2 protein-coding genes are annotated in these 1,700 nt (G+C 32.7%); both read left to right on the forward strand.

What is annotated here, in order from left to right; translation table 11 throughout:
• Positions 1-326: 326 nt before the first annotated feature.
• Complete coding sequence (locus tag AC1DUA_RS36495) at positions 327-896, forward strand: RNA polymerase sigma factor (RefSeq protein ID WP_477504384.1); 570 nt, start codon at positions 327-329, stop codon at positions 894-896.
• Positions 889-1,700: hypothetical protein (locus AC1DUA_RS36500; protein ID WP_477504385.1), on the forward strand; the 812-nt coding region annotated here is incomplete at its 3' end. The genes AC1DUA_RS36495 and AC1DUA_RS36500, both read left to right, overlap by 8 nt.

A 1,700-nucleotide genomic window follows, 5' to 3' on the forward strand; every position in this document is an offset into this window, starting at 1 on the left:
TCCGAGATCCTGCGTCTGAACGAATAATCTAACTTTTAAACTCTAAAAAGAGAGCTGCCCAGAACGTTGGCTCTTTCTTTTTTGCAATTATCCAGATTCGTAGTGAGAGATATTCGTAATGATGGAGACTGAGAAGAAGTAACCACTTTCTGGTCATTACTGCTATAAAAAAGTGGATCCGGTCGAAAGCATGGAACGGTTATAGTTCTTTCTTATTGCTCTTGGCTCCAGCGCACAATATACTTTTTCAAAATAATTATTTGTAATTGCAAACGAAATTATAGAATTAAGTGTATATATTATGTGAAGCAAGGAGGGAGAGAATCATGGACAATATTATTGAACGTTGTAAACAAAATGATAAGGCTGCTTTTGGAGAGTTATTTGAAATATATAGCACACAAGTATATCAATCCGTATTAGTTTTAGTAAGAAATCGTACGGTTGCAGAAGATATCACACAAGAAACATTTATACATCTATTCTCTAAGATTAACCAATATAACGAATCATATCCATTTCGTAATTGGCTTTATCAGGTAGCATTAAATCTTGCAAAAAATCATATTAGAAAACAACAGAGTTGGAATGGTTGGCTCAAATCAAAGTCTCTCTTCAACTTCAATAAGAAGGATGATTACACACCAGAGGTTGCGTTAGATCAAAAGGAGCTACAAAATTATATAGTTACTCACATTAAGATGCTCTCTACAACTACCCAAATGGTTATCACTTTAAAATATTTTAATGAGTTTAAACAAGAAGAGATTTCTAAAATTCTTAAGATACCCATAGGTACAGTAAAATGGCATATCCACCATGGGCTAAAAAAACTTAAGAAGAGTATAGACAAAGAACAAGCCGAATTTCGGGGGGGGGGCGTCATCCATGAATAGCCATCTTGATCTAGAAAAAGAAGTTAGTCAATCATTAAAAAACTATGTGGGTTCAGAGAAACCATCAGCTAATTTAAAGTCAAAAATATTGGAAGTCAATCAACAACAATCTCAACGTTATGTCCCTATTAATTACTCCTTTAAAAAAATTATTTTTGTAGCTACACTGCTAATTACCTTATTAGCGGGGGGTACAATTTATGCAGCACCATACCTTGGACAATTCTCAGTTAATAAATTATTCGAGATAAATCATATTCCAATATTTTCTGAAGATATTAAATCAGATAATAATTCGAACATAGATCATGATCTTTCAATCTCAGTTGATAAAAGAATGAAAATACTATCAGAAAATACCAAGATCTCAAAATCTGAAATTCAAAAGAAATCACCTGTTCAACTAAATTTACCAACATCTCTGCCTAAGGGATACAAATTGGCTAGCGATTTTGGCAGAGATGGTGTTATTACATGGGATGTTAAAACGAATTCTGTTAGTCACATAAAAAATGGAGAAATTGAATACACTGCTTATTTTGAAAACGAGAATAAGGACTCTCAATCCACAGGAATTAATGATGATATAACACTAACTTATAGATATAATCCAAACTTTATTTACTCTAACGCTGTTGGTATTTCAGATGTTATTGGAACTGAGACTATAAAAGGTTTCCAAGTAGTAGAGACTATAAATTCTCTTGATGCTTGGATTCCTATGGAAAAGACAGGCGTGTTACACATAATATTATCAACAAATTCTAACTCGATTATGAAAAATGAACGTGTTGACATGTTAAC

The organism is Paenibacillus sp. 01T422 (genome assembly GCF_056398785.1).